This is a genomic window from Microvirga sp. VF16, assembly GCF_016864375.1.
GTDB lineage: Bacteria > Pseudomonadota > Alphaproteobacteria > Rhizobiales > Beijerinckiaceae > Microvirga.
Genome location: NZ_CP069359.1, coordinates 253866 through 268208 on the forward strand (window position 1 = coordinate 253866; position 14343 = coordinate 268208).

Sequence of the window (14343 nt, forward strand, 5' to 3'; positions counted from 1 at the left end):
TGCTGATTAACTGCTTGAAATTATAACTGAGCGCAGATAGGGTGAGCAAATCGCACGACAAAAAACTTTTTCTCCGCAGTTATCTCTTCTGTGATTTTCGGGTAGCAGGATGGCCCTTGTCACACACATGCAGAGCGCATGTGTTGACAGGATGACCCGCTATCCGGCGCTTCACATCTCGCCCTCGGGTTTCCGGTAGCCGGGTTTGTCAATCCTGGTGACGGAATGAGATGCGATGCGTTTGGGTTTCATCGCAGAGGACTAACATGCCCTTGGAAAAAGCAGGTCTCAAACCATCACTATCTGTCGTCGATATCAATCTCACACCGGATGAAGCGTCGAAGCTGTGCAAGGCGGCCGAATTGACTGGCGTGATAGTTCCGCAGTTCGTGCGCCGTCGGGCGCTACGCTGTTCCGATAGAGGTTCGGCCCGTAATTTGCCGCCGCGGTGATCTGCTGAAGCAGCGCCTGATAAAGCCGTAAAAAACTGACAGCAGAGAGATTCACCTATGCCTTTCCAAAAAATTGGTCGGGAGCGCCTGAGCGCGGTCGTCAACGTGCGCATGACTGCCGAGGAGAAAGTGGAGTTGCGACATGATGCGGAGCTGTGTGGCCTGACGGTCTCTCAGATCGCGCGCAGGTTTATCTTCGGTCGTCGCGTCGAGGCCATGACCGTCTATGTCGTGATCAAGGAGCTGCGGCGCATCGTGGTGCTCTTGAGGCAAATCCTCAAGGACAAGGCGGCTGATCCGAAGCTGGTCGAGGCTGCGGTCACCACGGCTGTCGATGCTATCAAGCGGGTGGTGCGATGATCGTCAAGCGCCCCCAGGACCAGTCACATTCCAAGAGCCGAGCTGCTTCGGTACGCGACTTACTGCTCTATGTAACGAAAGCGGGGAACAACGATCTCACGCAGAAAGTTACCCACACTGGTGCGCTGAATTTCCTCACGGCGACCGAGCAGGGACAGCGCGCCGAAATGATCAGCCTTGCCCATGCCGCAGCGCGCAGCAAGAATCCGTGCACGCACTTTATCCTGTCATGGCAGGAGAGCGAACGGCCGACCATCGGGCAGTTGGACGAGGCAGCCGTTATATTCCTCAGGGAGATTGGGCTTGAGAGCCACCAGGCGCTCTACGCTGTGCATGGCAGCACCGGAAATGTTCACCTTCATATCGTCGTGAATCGCGTCGATCCTGACACGGAGCGGGTGATCAAGATCAACAAGGGCTTCGACCTCAAGGCGGGCCACATGGCGATTGCCCGCATCGAGGCGGTGCAAGGCTGGCTCTCGGAAGACAGGTCACTGTACCATGTCGACTCGGACGGGATCATTCGGTCTAGTCCGCCGTTCGATCCCATCGAGATGGATGAGCCGAAACTGAACTATCGGGCCGCCGACTTCGAGCACTATGCCGGACTGGAGTCGGCTCAGCGCATGGCTCAGGAAAGGGCAGCGCCTCTCATCCGCAAGGCATCAGGCTGGGCGGAACTCCACGTCTCCCTGGCGGCTGCTGGGTTCCGCTACCGACGATCCGGCGGCGGTGCCGTGGTTCTCGTCGGCGAGATTGCGGTCCGAGCATCCAAGGTGCTTCGGCAGGCGTCGTTATCGTGTCTCGAAAATCGCTTCGGTGCTTACCAAGAGCCACCCAGTGAAGCCCAAACGCTGGTTGCCATTGCTCCGAAGAGCCTCCGACCGACCGACCTTCACGCAACATACGCCGCGGAGCGGCTGGCCTTCTATGAGCAAAGAAAAGTCGAAAGAAAGAAAATTCGGGAACGTCATGCAGCGGAGCGTAAGAGGCTTGCGCAGGCTCAGGAGCATTCCCGCGACGAACTCCTTCAAGGGGACTGGCACAACCGAGGGCATTTACTGAATGCCCTCCGGTCAGAAATCGCCGCGGACCAGGCGGTCGCTAAGCGTGAGATGAAGGGGCGCCATTCCCTCGAGCTCAAAGTGCTCCAGGGTAGATTCCCACCTTATGCCGAATGGCTGAGCGGACAGGGAGCAGACGACGTGGTTACGGACTACCATCAGAGGAATAGCGCACCGGGTATCCTCCGCGGGCGTGAGAGGGATGATACCAAGAGACACCCGCGAAACCTGCAGAAGTTCAACGCAGAAGTCGTCGGCCGCGACGTTCGCTACCGTTGGAAGTCCAACCAGCGTGTAGCTTTCATCGACAAAGGACCCGAGGTCCGCGTGCATGACCTGGATCTGGTCAGCATTTTGGCTGCGCTTCAAATGGCGCAGCAGACATACGGTTCGTTCACTGTCCATGGAACGTCAGCCTTCAAGGGACAAGTAGTTCGCCTAGCGGCAGTGCACGGCTTCGAGATTGGAGGCGAGGGCTTGGAAGAGGCGGTAGCAGTGGAGCGTCATCGTCTTCGCAGAGTTCAGTCAACGGAAAAGGGCTCGGCTATGCGTGAGGCGGATCCTCACTCTAAACGTGAGCGCGACGGATCGACTGGAATTCCGGCTCGAGGCGGAGGAAGGACGCAGACAGGCGGACTGGATCTATGACGCAATGACGGTGCTATCGCGACTGTCATCGAAGCGCTTTCTGACTCACGCGTGCTCTTGAGGTAGGTCCGCAGAGCGATCCTCTGTGAGGTCACAGGATCTGATAGCTGGTCGGGCCAACAAACACGTACCGCTTGTGCCTCAGGAAGTTAAAGCGACAGAGCCAGGCGAGAGCAAGCCTGAGGAGCTTGCCAGCAGTCCCGGGATTGGTAGCGCGAGATTGATATAGCAAGCAAGGGATCGGCCGGTGCCGCAGATGGATGCCTCTTGCGGCAGAGCTTAAGAAGGTGACCGCCGCGCCCTACAACATCCACCGCTTGTCGCCGATGCGAGTGCCGAAGCTCCGGGCGAACAAGAGCAGCGCGTCGATGATCGGTTGATCTCCGGTCTTCTCGATCGAGAACAGCGGATACGAAACGCTGATGGCGGCGCCCATCGATTTCTGCGGATCCTCGAATCCCACGGAGATGGCCTTCACGCCCTCGAACAGTTCCTGGTTCGAGACCGCGTAGCCCCGCATCCGCGTCATGGCAATGTCCCGCAGCAACTCATCAATGGACGTCTTGGTCTGCGTCGTCAGCGGCTCCGGATCGGCAGCAAAGAGCGCGTGGATCTCCTGGTCGGACTTGAGGGCGAGCAATGCCTTGCCCATGGCGGCCGCATGGGCGGGCAGCCTGTGGCCCGGTTCGACCGTGAACTGGATGGGCTGGGGGCCGCGAACGGTCTTGAGGACGATGACCTCCGTGCCCGAGAGCACGCCTAGCCACACCGTATGCTCCGTCTGACGAGCAAGGTCCTCCATCTCCTTCCGGGCCTCTTCCACCAAGTCGAAGTTCCGGTGGAAGCTTGCCGCGATCTCCACCGACAGGATGCCGGCCCGATACCTCTGCGTGGCGGGATCCTGTTCGAGCAGTCCTCCCCGCGCAAGGGATGCCAGGAGCCGCGAGGCGTTGCCCCTCGTCATCTTGAGGTGACGGCTGGTTTCCCCGACCCGCAGTTCCCCTCCACTATCGACGAGAAGCCGGAGGGCGCTCATCGCCTTGTCTATGGATTTCATCGATCCTGTTCTTCTCTTTAGTTGCTTGACGGGAAGTAAAACGCGTGTCTACGATAATAAACAACATGTTGCATAATATACAACACATTAATGGATGAGGGAGGATGGAATGCGGGCCACCGGGGGTGCACTGGTCTACGAAACCCTGAAGAGCCACGGGGTTTCGTGCATCTTCGGGATGGAGGACCCCGTCCATCTTTTCCATGCCGTCGACCGGACATTCACTCGGATCGTAACCGTTCGGGACGAGAAGCACGCCGCGATCATGGCCCATGGCTATGCCCAGGTGACGGGACGACCGGGCGTCTGCGCCGCCACCTTCGGACCGGGCGCCACGAACCTCATCACCGGCCTCCTGGAAGCCCAGCGCTCGTCGGTTCCGGTGATAGCGCTGGTCCAGGATCACGCGCTGGCCCTCAAGGACAAGCATGCCAGCAGCGCGCTCGATCATGCGGCTGCTCTGGCCCCTTACGTTAAGAACGTGATCCGCATCGATGCAGCGGAGCAAGCCGGCGATGCCGTCAGGAAGGCCTTCCGGATCGCGACAACAGGCCGTCCCGGACCGGTGGTGCTTCTCTGTCCCAACGACGTCATGGCTGCCGAGGCAGAGGCCGAGACCTGGGCCGACCAGAACTACGCGCACTTCCCGGCCAATCGGGTACGGGCAAGCCGCCAGTCGATCCAGGCAGCGGCCAGCCTGCTTGCCAAGGCGGAGCGGCCGCTCCTGATCGCGGGAGGTGGGACGATCATCTCGGAGGCCCAGGAAGAGATACGGATGCTCGCCGAGCTGTTCGACATTCCCATCGCGACAACCATGACGGGGAGAGGAGCGATCAAGGATGATCATCCCCTCGCCGTGGGGCCGCTCGGGTCCACGACGGGCGGACGGTACGGCCGCGGACAGATTTCCAACACCCTTTTCGCCGAGGCGGACGTCGCCTTCGTGATGGGGTCCCGCACCGGACAGATCTGCTACAGCAACTGGACACTTCCGAAGTCGGGGACGAAGCTCATCCACCTCGACATCGATCCCGAGGAGGTCGGCCGGAACTTCCCCACGCATGTTGCCATGGTCGGAGATGTTCGGGACACGCTGCGCGACCTCCTCATGCATTGTGCGGAGCACGGGCTCGCTAGGACGAGTCCCGAGGGAAGACGGCGCATCGACGGCCTGAAGGAAGAATGGGCCGCGGAATTCCAGCCGATTGCCCGGTCATCCCAGAGCCCGATCAGGCCGGAGCGCCTTCTGGCCGAGATTTCCGCCAAGGTGGACGATGCGACCCTCGTCGTCACCGATGCGAGCTACGTCACCGGATGGGCCATGAGCCATATCGACGTGCCGCGTTCGGGACGCTTCATTCTCTCGCCGCGCGGCACCGGCGGGATCGGCTGGAGTCTTCCAGCCGCCATCGGCGCCAAGATGGGAGATCCCGCGCGCAAGGTCATCTGCCTGACTGGGGACGGCGCCTTCGGCTACGTGCTCAATGAGTTGGAGACCGCAGCGCGCTACGGCGTGGACGTGCTTATCGTTGTCTTCAATAACGGCACCCTTGGCTTCCAGCGTCACTGGGAGCAGAAGCTGATGGGAAGTTACCTGGAGTGCGACTTCCTCGACATTGATTATTCCGAGGTCGGGCGTGCCCTGAAATGCCGGGGCGAACGCATCACGGACGCGGAAGCCATCGAAGCCGCTATCGCGCGAGGTCTCTCCGCGGGCGGCCCCTACGTGATCGACGTCGTCATCGACCCGAACGCCACCGCGCCGATCGTTGGCTTCGAGGAAATCCTCGAGCGCGACGCCGTCCACTGAGGCGGGACAACCTGCCTCGAGTGTATGTCTGATAAACAAGAGGGAGCGATCATGCGAAAGATCATAGCAACAGCAGTAGCAACGGCGGCATTCGCCCTGGCGGCGTTGTCATCGACCATCGCGTCGGCAGGTCCGGCGCTCGACAGGATCATGTCGGAGAAGAAGCTGGTCGTCGGAGTGGCGCCCTGGAACAAGTTCGTCTTGCTCAACCCGAAGACGAACGAGTACGAGGGATACATCGTCGACGATATCCGCAACTTCGAATCGATGACCGGAATCAAGGTCGAGCTCGTCAACACGACCTGGAGCGGTCTCGTCGCGGGACTTCAGGCGGGCAAGTGGGACGTCGTGATGAGCGGTCTCGGAGCCACGCCCGAACGCGCCACCGCCGTGGCATTCGGGGAACCCTTCGGATACCTGTCATCCACGGCGGTTGTCCGTGCTGACAGCCCCGTCAACTCGCTGGCCGATCTCGACAAGGAAGGCAACGTCATCTCCGTGGTCTCGGGGACATCCGCGCAGCAGTTCAGCCAGCGCACGTTCAAGAAGGCAAAGATAACGCCCCTGGCGGATACCGGAGCGGCCGTGCTCGAGGTCATGCAGGGCCGGGCGACTGCCTATATCGGTGACTCCGTCTCGAACGAACTGCGGGCCAAGGAAAGGCCGACCGAGCTGAAGAACATCAAGTTCGGCAGCAACGAGACCGAATGGACGACGATGAACCATGCCGTCCGCTACGGCGATCTCGACCTCATGGTCTTCCTCGATACCTACATCCGCGCCATGAAGCTGCGTGGGTGGTATCGGGGCCTCGCCGATAAGTGGGGACTGCCCATCGAACTGGCCACAGGCCCTCGCTGATCGACACGCGCGGGACGGCAATCCCGTCCCGCGCAATGGCAGCGTACCGAACGCAGTAGGCGAGAGGCTCGGGATCCATGGACTACAAGTTTCAGTTCGGCGTGCTGGCCGACTACGGCCCCTATCTCGCGGGCGGCCTGTGGCATGCTTGGTGGACTAGCCTGCCCAGCATCATCCTGACCACGATCCTCGGGGTCGTGCTGGCCGCCATGAGTATGTCCCGGAAGTGGTTCCTGCGGGGCTTCTCCGTCGTCTTCGTGGACCTCTTCCGCACCCTTCCGGTGGTCGTCCTGCTCATCTGGATCCACTACGTGATGCCCATCCTGACGGGGTTGTCGCTGTCCCCGACGATGAGCTCGATCATCGCACTCTCGCTCAACGGAGCGGCCCTCGCCTGCGAGGCTTTCCGCGGAGGGCTTGAGGCGATTCCCTCGACCCAGGCGCAAGCCGCCCAATCGCTGGGCTTCTCCCGATGGCAGGTCATGCGTTACGTCACGCTGCCGCAGGCTGCCTTCGCCACCCTGCCGTCGCTGACGAACGTCCACATCACGGTGATCAAGAACGTTACTGTGACGGTGCTGATCGCCGTGCCCGAGGTCATGTTCCGAGCCCAGGAGTTGACGGTCCAGTTCTTCCGGCCGCTGGAATTCTATACGGGAGCGGCAGCGCTCTACGTGGCCCTCATCTGGGGCTATGCCCTGTTCATGCGCTCGCTCGAGAGATTCCAGAAATGGCAACCAATCTGATGCTGGTGGAGACCGAGCCCGCGGGTGCCTATATCCGCTTCCGCGATGTGCAGAAGTCCTATGGGGCGGTAAGCGTCCTGAACGGGATATCGCTCGATGTCGCCAAGGGCGAGGTCCTCGTGCTCTGCGGCCCGAGCGGTTGCGGCAAGAGCACCCTGCTCCGATGCATAAACGGGCTCGAACCCATCAGCAGCGGCACGATTTCGGTCGGCGAGCACCGCGTCGACGGAGCATCGCAGGAGACGTTGCAGAAGATCCGCCTGTCGACAGGGTTCGTCTTCCAGAACTTCAACCTGTTCCCACACATGACGGCGCTCGAGAACATTACGATTGCGCCCCGGAAGATCCTCGGCCTGCCGCAACGCGAAGCGGTCGCGGAAGGGATGAGGCTTCTCGAACAGGTGGGCATGGCGGAGAAGGCCAACGTCTATCCGTTCCAGCTCTCGGGCGGTCAACGCCAGCGCGTGGCGATCGCGCGGGCGCTGGCCATGAAGCCATCTCTGATGCTGTTCGACGAGCCGACCTCCGCGCTTGACCCGGAGATGCGCGAGGAGGTGCTACAGGTGATCCGCCAGGTGCATCACGAGCACAACATGACGATGATCGTGGTCACCCACGAGATCGGCTTCGCGAAAAATGTTGCGAGCCGAGCGATGCTGTTGGATGCCGGCAGGATCGTCGAGGAGGCCCCGGCACGGGTCTTCTTCGAGCGCCCCGTCCAGGAGCGCACGCGCCGCTTCCTTCGCGCCATCAGCAACGACTGATGGGAGGGTTTCCCTGCCACTTGCAAATCCGGTTCAGTTTGAGCGGTCATAGCTAGTTACCGAACCGGACTGAGGTTGGTTTCGCTGAACCACACTCAAACTGAACCCCAGATTGGCTCAGCCAACTATGCATCCTGTATTAAATCGACAGCCGATAGCACCGCGCCGTAATGGCATGCAGTCGCCACGAGAACGAAGGCATGCCAAATCGCGTTTTGGAAGCGAAGGCTCTCCCACACGTGAAAGATGACGCCGGTCGTGTAGAGCAGCGCCCCAGCGGCGAGCAGCCAAAGGGTCACAATTGGGAATGCTAGGATGTCGTCCCACAGGACGACGCCGCTCCAGCCGATCAGAAGGTAGAGAATGATCGACAGGCGATCGAAGCGCCCCGGCAGCGCAATTTTGAGAATAATTCCGACCAAGGCGGCAGCCCAGACTAAAACCATGAGGATCTGGGGGAGGAATGCCCCGCTCATACGAGTGAGAAAGGGCGTATACGTGCCAGCGATCAGGAGGAAAATCGCCGCATGATCAAAGCGGCGCAACCACCACTTTACAGGCGAGATCGGCCACATGTTGTAGGCGGCCGAGATCAACAAGACCGTTATCATCGCGATGCCATAGATCAGGATCGGCAACAGGTCTGAGAGCGATGGTTTCGGCGGGAGAACACCCACGAGCCCCGCAACGGCGATTACTCCTAGAACGATACCGAGGCCGTGGATGATACCGTCGGCCCAGAGTTCAGCACGATCATACTCGAAGCGCCCAGCAGTCGGTCGGTGCAAGATCATTCCCCCGCAGCAAACCCCTGCTGCGTATCTGTTGATTGAGAAAGGAAGCGGGCAGACCTGACGGCGGCACCGCAGTTCAGACCAAATCACAAGGCTAGCTCAGGCTCAGCCGGCCTCATGACTAATGCCGCGACATCTGGGCTGCTGCTCAGAGGACTAGAGGCCGATCTCTGTCGCTAGTCGAGACGATCAGGCCTCAGGGCTGCGGCGCCCCGCGGTCAGGCGCAGAGAACCGTTGGCGCCCGCGATCTTGGGCTGATCGAAGTTGAGGTTGCCGAGCTTCCAGGATTGCAGCACCACCGAGGTGTCACCAACCGCCTTCGGCTTCACGCCGCCTTCCATGGCACGCTCGATGGTCAGAGCCTTGCCGCTCCAGGCGAGCAGAAGCTTGTCGTCTGGCCCAAAGCCTGCCTGATCCCAAAGCTCGCGCGGTAGGCGGATGGAGGTGTAGTACCGGTCCGAGCGCTTGCTGTCCGCAATCGACCTGACGGCTACCGGAGCGGACGCGGTTTGAACCGTCCGCCCTTTCGCTACTCGCTTAACCCGTGGCTGTCCTGCGGATGGTTGCACCTCCGACACTGGTGCCGCTGCTCGTTCAGGATCACCTGCTCGCGTCTGGCCCTTGTCAGACGCGGTCTCCGGTGGGAGCTGCACATCTACCGCCGGGACGGGCGGGTGCGGGACCGTCTGAACGGCGCTGGCAATCTGCCGGAGACTGCCTGAGAGGCCCTCGGTCGACTGGAGGAGGGCAGGGGCCAAGTGCGCGATGGCTTCGATCTGCCGGCCGCCAAGCGCCACCAGCTTGCCCACCTGGTCAACCATGATCTCTGCCGCCGCACGCAAGCCTTTCAGGTCCGCCGCCATACCGGCCAGAGCCTGCTCGACCTCTGGCGAAAGAACTGGCGTGGGGTGCATTGGCTGCGACGCCTTTGGTGCGGAAGGTTGCGGCGATTTGGCTTCCTTCGGGCGGAAGACCTCTGCGGCCAGGTCCTCGGTCTTACCCAGGTGCCTGGCAAGAATGTCGGCTGTGTTCTGGTATCGCTTCTCCGAGGTTCCGGGCTCGCGACGCGAGGCAGCCGATTTCGTCTCGTGAGTATGGCGTGGTTGGGCTAAGCAGGCCGGGCAGACGTCAAAGGAGGAGGCGCGGCCAAGCAGCCAGCCGCGATCCTTGAAGTAGCCCTTGACGGCGTCATTGCTGGTGGACCTGGAGGTCTCATAAGTGTCTGCACGGGCACATTCCGAGCAGCGGACGGTAAAGCGGAACTTGGAGGGCGCGCCACCGCTACGGGTAATTTGCGGCTCGAACTGACGTGCGATGCCGGGCATCTGGCAATTCCTGATCGTGAGTAAAAGGTCTACGAGGCGGGACGAGGCAGTGTCCTGATCTCTCGCCCAAAAAAGGTGTAGGGACGGGCAGGGGCTTAACACCTGTCTGGCCAAATTCCAACCCATCGGTGTAGGTATGCTTCATCCGTCGGGAAGGGAAACAGAACGGGCACACTTTCAAGCGTACCTGAAGCCGCTATCATCACTGGATGGGCTGGATGATATATCCGGGTGTCAGCAGATGCGGGTGGCAGCGGAGGCTGAGATGACCGAGACATTCCAAGGGAGGGTCATCGCCGGTCGGGGCGACGCCGAGAGTGTCGCCATTCAAGTCCTGAACTTCATCGTCTCTGACGTCGATCGGATCATCCAGTTTCTGAACGTCACCGGCCTCCAGCCCGAGACAATCCGCGAGTCGGCGACATCATCGCATTTCCTGCTGGGCGTGCTCGAGTATGTGGCCAAGGATGATGAGCTTCTGAAGGCACTCGATCAGGCGATGAGGATTCGGCCAGCCGTGATCCTGGCGGCTGTCGTGTATCTGTCACCGGAGCCTGAGGCAAAGCCGTCTGATAAGAAGGTCGACGCGGCCCCTCAGCTACCGAGGCGCAACCTGTTCCACCAAAGCAGCAGCCATCCAGATGACAGTTCCGGCCCGCTCCCGATAACCGGGCCTTATCGGGAGTGAGAGCAGTGGCTCGAAATTCCTGGAACAAGCTACCTACCCGTTGTAAGTGGTGGAGGAATACTCGCAGAGGGACTATTGAGTTACCGAGGCAGTGTGGGTTCGCAAAGCCTGCAGAGTCGCAGTTCCAAGTTTGCCCGTGACGGGAAGACCTTTGGCTCGCTCAAATGCTTCAACGGCTTTGCGGGTAGAGGGGCCTAGAGACCCGTCAGCTTTTAGTTTTCCATACCCAAAGTCGACAAGCGCTTCCTGCGCCGTGCGTATTTCCTGCTTGGAAAGGCGAACGGAGGACGTCGTGCCGACCGTGGGACTTTCCGTCATAGCTACAGGCTGATCTGACGGTCCGGTTAACTGAAGGCGGGTTTGCTCAATCGCTTGACTAACGCTCGCCCGCAGAGAGTCCAGCTGCTGGAGTTCTTCGGTTGCTGCTTCGATTCGCACCAGCATCGTGTTCAGATCTTGGCCGGCCAAGATTTTTTGATCGTTTGCTTTCGCCAACTGATCGCGCTCTGCGGTAACAGTCACAATCTGCTGCCGGAGTTGCGAGGTCTCAGTCTGGATAGTGTGCTCCGCAGATCGATTAGACAGGGCGGAGTACACAAACAACCCCCAGCCGATTGCTGTAGCAGCCAGGAGGCCTATGCCAGCTACGCCAAACTGCAACCCTGCTCGGTTTCTTACATAACTCATGAACCTACCCGCGGATCGTTAGCTGAATTTCTGAGCGCATTGTGTGCGTACATGGGTTCCCCATTGGGTCGAGCTTGTGGCGCAATTGGGCCCATGCGAACCCCTTGGGTTCGCATGGTTAATCAATCATGACAGTGAGCAGTTAGTGACTGTTGGCAGATGGTTTGAGGATGCCCCGAAGCGGCTTGTATCGCCGTGCGCTGTTCTATGAGGCCGGTGATCTGATGGGCTCTCAATGTGGATCGCGATATCCTGACCGCAGTTGGGTAGATTCGCATGGCGCCTCGTCTGGATGCGAGAGGCATCCACACAGGGAAACGCCTCAGCCGAGGAGGGGGCCTTCCTCGGCTAGGGTGCCTTGGTGCCTGAGCGCACCACCTCGGGCTGATACGCAACGTGCCCGGTGGGTGTGATTTGCAACTGCCACGGTTAATATTCAGTTCTTAGGAGCGATCTTAAGCGGCTTGACGAGGTCTAGCCGGGGCCGTCTTCAATCACTCGACGTATGGAACATCCCCGGGTGGGGCCTCGACAGGGCCAGAATAGGCGCTCCGGCGAGGCGCTCGGCCGATCCAGGGTTCTGCGGTTTCTATTTCTCCTGCGGGGCCACAGATGCGATCTCGTCGGACGACCTCTTCGCCAAAGCTGTTGATCTGCCGTCTGGAGACGGTTCTGCATCTATCTCTCTCGATGCCCCATGAAGGATCTGCGTAGAGGTTATTCTCATAGGTCCGTTCAGTCCCGCCATAGCGGTCGTACTGATACTCGCTGTAAGAGATCTCTGTGCCGGTAACACACCCACCGAGCAATACCGCAACGGCGATCAAGGTGGCCGTCGGCCTTACTCGTTTCAAACGGCTCAACATGGAAGCCTCCCTGTGTTCACTGGCGGCGCTGACAGGCATCGTCCAGCACTAGCAGGGAGGGTGGGGTAGGGGCTTTGAACCGTATCTGATGAAGTAGCCCCCGAATTGACCGGACATGATCTCCCACCTCGCTAAGAGATAGGAGTAGTGTTGGTGCTATGACTGGTTCTTCCTCGAAGTTAGAGGTCCTCGATGGACCGCAACACCGCCGCCGCTGGATGGCCTCTGAGAAGCTGTCCATCGTCCAGGAGACCTACGAACCTGACGCCACCGTCAGCCTGGTGGCCCGCCGGCATGGGGTCGCTCCCAACCAGCTCTTCCGCTGGCGCAAGCTCGCCGCGCAAGGCGCACTGACCGCCACCAGTGCCCAGGAGGAGGTCGTTGCCGCCTCCGAGTACCGCGCCTTGCAGAACCAAGTCCGAGAGCTGCAGCGCCTGCTCGGCAAGAAGACGCTCGAGGCCGAGATCCTCAAGGAGGCGCTGGAGGTCGCCACCGGGCCAAAAAAGCAGCTGTTGCGCTCGCTGTCATGGCCCAAGGGCGGTTCGCGATGAGCGCCGTCTGCGCCACTCTTCAGGTCGCCCGCTCGAACATTGCCGAGCAAGCGGCAGGGCGACCAGTCAAGCGCCGGGGACGTCCGCCCGAGCCGGAGGAGGAACTCGTCGCATCCATCAAGGCGATCATCGGCAGCCTGCCGACCTATGGCTATCGGCGCGTGCATGCACTTCTGGTGCGCCAGGCTCGCGAGCAGGGCCGGGCGCCGCCCAATCACAAGCGGGTCTACCGGGTCATGAAGGCCCACGGTCTCCTGCTGCAGCGGCATGCCGGCGGGGCCGAGGCGCGCCGGCACGACGGTCGTGTGGCCGTGGAGCGCTCCAACCTGCGCTGGTGTTCGGACGGCTTCGAAATCGGCTGTGACAATGGCGAGAAGGTGCGGGTCGCCTTTGCGCTCGACTGCTGTGACCGGGAGGTGCTGGGCCATGTGGCCACGACCGAAGGGATCAAGGGTGAGGATGTACAGGATCTGATGATCACCGCTGTCGAATACCGCTTTGGGCCGGTGAACCGACTGCCAGAGACCATCGAATGGCTCTCCGACAATGGCTCGGGCTCCATCGCCCATGAGACGAAGGGCCTGGCGCGAGAGATGGGACTGGAGCCGAGGACCACACCCGTGCAGAGTCCGCAAAGCAACGGCATGGCAGAAGCCTTCGTGCGCACCATCAAGCGCGATTACGCCCGCGTCAGCCCGGTCCCGGATGCGAGAACCGTACTGGAGAGCCTGCCGTTATGGTTCGAGCACTACAACAGCCTTCACCCACACAAGGCACTCGGCTATCGTTCCCCACGTGAGTTCATTGCCTCACGTCAACCCGGGTGATCCTGTCCGATCTTTCGGGGGCAACAACATCTGAACGGCTCAGCTATCATCACAGGTTAGCATCACAGGTTAGGGAGATGAGCCTGGGGATGGAGATCATCACCTCAGGGATCGTTATCAGGCTATCGCCGGTTCAGCGCTCTTCCCGTCGGTTCCACCCCCTGCCGCGGCCCTCACGGCTTCCCAGTTGGCCAGCCCGTCCACCCGCTCATTCTCGGGGTGGCCGGCGTGACCCTTCACCCACTTCCAGGTGATCTGCCGGCCAGCCATCAGGGCGTCCATCTGCATCCATAGATCCTGGTTCAGGACAGGTTTCCCGTCAGCCTTGCGCCACCCTTTGGCCTTCCAGCCACGGAGCCACTCGGTCGCGCCTTTGATCACGTACTGGCTGTCGCTGTGGATCACGATGGGCAGATCCTTGGAGACCGCTTCAAGAGCCTTAATGGCTGCTGTCATTTCCATCTTGTTGTTCGTCGTGGAGCGATCTCGGCCAACGATGATCTGCTCTTCACCCGCAATGGTGATCAGGGCAGCGTATCCGCCGGGGCCAGGGTTCCCCAGGCATGCGCCGTCCGTGAAGATAATGGCGTGGTCGGTCATATGGATTTCTCGATAGGTTCGTTAAGGAATGGCCCCAGTGAGCAAACTGGAAGGGGGTATAGAGCAGGGGAGGTTTTAAGATCCCCTGACCGGATGCCAGCAATCCACAGAAGGGCTCTCGCCAAACGACAAAGCCTGTCGAGAGGGATCTCAAGCAGCTTCTGTGAGGTGAGGCAGGGAGAGTGTTTTTAGCGAGTTACAGTCTTGGGTGGCATCCTCAGATTCATAGGGTTTTCTGAGGG

The 14343-nt window shown here is 60.6% G+C and carries 13 protein-coding genes; 8 read left to right on the forward strand and 5 right to left on the reverse strand.

Features of this window, described 5'->3' with window-relative positions:
- Positions 1-509 precede the first annotated feature (509 nt).
- Positions 510-812 carry a MobB mobilization protein gene (locus JO965_RS46585; RefSeq protein ID WP_203447986.1) on the forward strand — a complete coding sequence of 101 codons (303 nt, stop codon included), beginning with the start codon at positions 510-512 and terminating at the stop codon, positions 810-812.
- On the forward strand, positions 809-2524 hold the full coding sequence (traI, locus tag JO965_RS46590) for a TraI/MobA(P) family conjugative relaxase (RefSeq protein WP_203447988.1): 1716 nt from the start codon (positions 809-811) through the stop codon (positions 2522-2524). The genes JO965_RS46585 and traI overlap by 4 nt, the downstream gene beginning before the upstream one ends.
- Positions 2525-2825: 301 nt before the next feature.
- Here traI and JO965_RS46595 read toward each other — a convergent pair whose 3' ends face one another.
- Positions 2826-3581 carry an IclR family transcriptional regulator gene (locus JO965_RS46595; protein WP_203447990.1) on the reverse strand — a complete coding sequence of 252 codons (756 nt, stop codon included), beginning with the start codon at positions 3579-3581 and terminating at the stop codon, positions 2826-2828.
- A 109-nt stretch (positions 3582-3690) separates the two neighbouring features.
- On the opposite strand from JO965_RS46595, the gene JO965_RS46600 reads away from it, so the two are divergent.
- The 4 genes from JO965_RS46600 (at position 3691) to JO965_RS46615 (ending at position 7762) form a co-directional block, all read left to right on the forward strand.
- The gene (locus JO965_RS46600) at positions 3691-5391 is read left to right on the forward strand and encodes a thiamine pyrophosphate-binding protein (protein ID WP_203447992.1); all 1701 of its coding nucleotides are present in this window, start codon (positions 3691-3693) and stop codon (positions 5389-5391) included.
- Between the two features lie 51 nt (positions 5392-5442).
- Entirely contained in the window at positions 5443-6252 is an 810-nt protein-coding gene (locus JO965_RS46605) for a transporter substrate-binding domain-containing protein (RefSeq protein WP_203447994.1), read from the forward strand.
- Between the two features lie 77 nt (positions 6253-6329).
- Positions 6330-6998, forward strand: coding sequence for an amino acid ABC transporter permease (locus JO965_RS46610; protein WP_203447995.1), 669 nt, complete (start codon positions 6330-6332; stop codon positions 6996-6998).
- Entirely contained in the window at positions 6983-7762 is a 780-nt protein-coding gene (locus JO965_RS46615; protein WP_203447997.1) for an amino acid ABC transporter ATP-binding protein, read from the forward strand. The genes JO965_RS46610 and JO965_RS46615 overlap by 16 nt, the downstream gene beginning before the upstream one ends.
- Positions 7763-7887: 125 nt before the next feature.
- Here the strand turns inward: JO965_RS46615 and JO965_RS46620 are convergent, their stop codons facing one another.
- Positions 7888-8556 (reverse strand): hemolysin III family protein, encoded by a 669-nt coding sequence (locus JO965_RS46620; protein WP_203448006.1) that lies wholly within the window; start codon positions 8554-8556, stop codon positions 7888-7890.
- Positions 8557-8745: 189 nt separating this feature from the next.
- The gene (locus JO965_RS46625) at positions 8746-9882 is read right to left on the reverse strand and encodes a hypothetical protein (protein ID WP_203448008.1); all 1137 of its coding nucleotides are present in this window, start codon (positions 9880-9882) and stop codon (positions 8746-8748) included.
- Between the two features lie 265 nt (positions 9883-10147).
- On the opposite strand from JO965_RS46625, the gene JO965_RS46630 reads away from it, so the two are divergent.
- Positions 10148-10570, forward strand: coding sequence for a DUF3572 domain-containing protein (locus JO965_RS46630; RefSeq protein WP_203448010.1), 423 nt, complete (start codon positions 10148-10150; stop codon positions 10568-10570).
- Between the two features lie 72 nt (positions 10571-10642).
- Here the strand turns inward: JO965_RS46630 and JO965_RS46635 are convergent, their stop codons facing one another.
- Positions 10643-11092: a peptidoglycan-binding domain-containing protein gene (locus tag JO965_RS46635; RefSeq protein ID WP_246777342.1), complete on the reverse strand. Its 450-nt coding sequence runs from the start codon at positions 11090-11092 to the stop codon at positions 10643-10645.
- A gap of 1189 nt (positions 11093-12281) precedes the next feature.
- On the opposite strand from JO965_RS46635, the gene JO965_RS46640 reads away from it, so the two are divergent.
- Positions 12282-13501 (forward strand): IS3 family transposase gene (locus JO965_RS46640; RefSeq protein WP_203448014.1). Its coding sequence is split into 2 segments (ribosomal slippage): positions 12282-12630 and positions 12630-13501, totalling 1221 coding nucleotides; the frame shifts between segments, so codons are not numbered across the junction.
- 117 nt (positions 13502-13618) lie between these two features.
- Here the strand turns inward: JO965_RS46640 and rnhA are convergent.
- A complete protein-coding gene (gene rnhA, locus JO965_RS46645) occupies positions 13619-14101 on the reverse strand; it encodes a ribonuclease HI (protein ID WP_203448016.1) in 483 nt (160 codons plus the stop codon).
- Positions 14102-14343: the final 242 nt, after the last annotated feature.

Excerpts from the sequence above, each read along its gene's own strand:
- JO965_RS46585 (WP_203447986.1), top strand. The coding sequence starts at position 510 with ATGCCTTTCCAAAAAATTGGTCGGGAGCGCCTGAGCGCGGTCGTCAAC.
- traI (WP_203447988.1), top strand. The coding sequence starts at position 809 with ATGATCGTCAAGCGCCCCCAGGACCAGTCACATTCCAAGAGCCGAGCT.
- JO965_RS46595 (WP_203447990.1), bottom strand. The coding sequence starts at position 3,581 with ATGAAATCCATAGACAAGGCGATGAGCGCCCTCCGGCTTCTCGTCGAT.
- JO965_RS46600 (WP_203447992.1), top strand. The coding sequence starts at position 3,691 with ATGCGGGCCACCGGGGGTGCACTGGTCTACGAAACCCTGAAGAGCCAC.
- JO965_RS46605 (WP_203447994.1), top strand. The coding sequence starts at position 5,443 with ATGCGAAAGATCATAGCAACAGCAGTAGCAACGGCGGCATTCGCCCTG.
- JO965_RS46610 (WP_203447995.1), top strand. The coding sequence starts at position 6,330 with ATGGACTACAAGTTTCAGTTCGGCGTGCTGGCCGACTACGGCCCCTAT.
- JO965_RS46615 (WP_203447997.1), top strand. The coding sequence starts at position 6,983 with ATGGCAACCAATCTGATGCTGGTGGAGACCGAGCCCGCGGGTGCCTAT.
- JO965_RS46620 (WP_203448006.1), bottom strand. The coding sequence starts at position 8,556 with ATGATCTTGCACCGACCGACTGCTGGGCGCTTCGAGTATGATCGTGCT.
- JO965_RS46625 (WP_203448008.1), bottom strand. The coding sequence starts at position 9,882 with ATGCCCGGCATCGCACGTCAGTTCGAGCCGCAAATTACCCGTAGCGGT.
- JO965_RS46630 (WP_203448010.1), top strand. The coding sequence starts at position 10,148 with ATGACCGAGACATTCCAAGGGAGGGTCATCGCCGGTCGGGGCGACGCC.
- rnhA (WP_203448016.1), bottom strand. The coding sequence starts at position 14,101 with ATGACCGACCACGCCATTATCTTCACGGACGGCGCATGCCTGGGGAAC.